Origin of the sequence: Jannaschia formosa, from assembly GCF_003340555.1 — a bacterium.
GTDB lineage: Bacteria > Pseudomonadota > Alphaproteobacteria > Rhodobacterales > Rhodobacteraceae > Jannaschia > Jannaschia formosa.
In genome coordinates this window covers 1-540 of record NZ_QPLJ01000131.1, presented here as the reverse complement: position 1 = coordinate 540, position 540 = coordinate 1, and the positions used below count along the sequence as shown (strand labels likewise).

General features: G+C 66.3%; 1 pseudogene. It reads left to right on the top strand.

Annotated features, from left to right (window positions below):
• Positions 1–116 precede the first annotated feature (116 nt).
• A pseudogene (locus tag DR046_RS24550) lies at positions 117–420 on the top strand (transposase); the annotation flags it as partial.
• Positions 421–540 lie beyond the last annotated feature (120 nt).

Below are 540 nucleotides of genomic sequence, written 5' to 3'. Positions count from 1 at the left end.
CCGCCAGCCGATCCTCGACGCTCCAAAAACCCGCCTGTCTCGCCATCGATCATCTCCCGCCGCCTCGGCAGGAGTGAATCATGACCTCAGACGCAAAGCGATAGGTTTCCGGAGGCCTCCATCTGGCGGTAGACGAGAGCACGCCGGAGGTCCGCGCCGTCGAAGGCGAGCGGGAGCGGCGTCGGCGACGCGCCGATGCTGCCTGGCCTGCTGTCGCAAATCCCTGAGGACGAGCCGATCGCGTCCGTCACCGCCGACGGCGCCTATGACGGGCGGGCCTGGCGTGATGCCATCGCGGGCCGGGGCGCCGACGCCATAATACCGCCGCGCCGCAACGCCTAGCCGTGGAAGAAGAACAGCCCCGGCGCGGGGGCGAGGAACGAGACCTTGCGCGCCATCGGACGGGTGGGCCGCACAATCTAAAGCGTTTTGCTTTTAGCATGACGCGTATCCTGCTGCTTTGAAGAAGCCCCAGCACTCCTCGGGATCGAAGATGCCACAGATATCGCCGAGCGCGCGGATGAGCGTATCGTAGGTCCG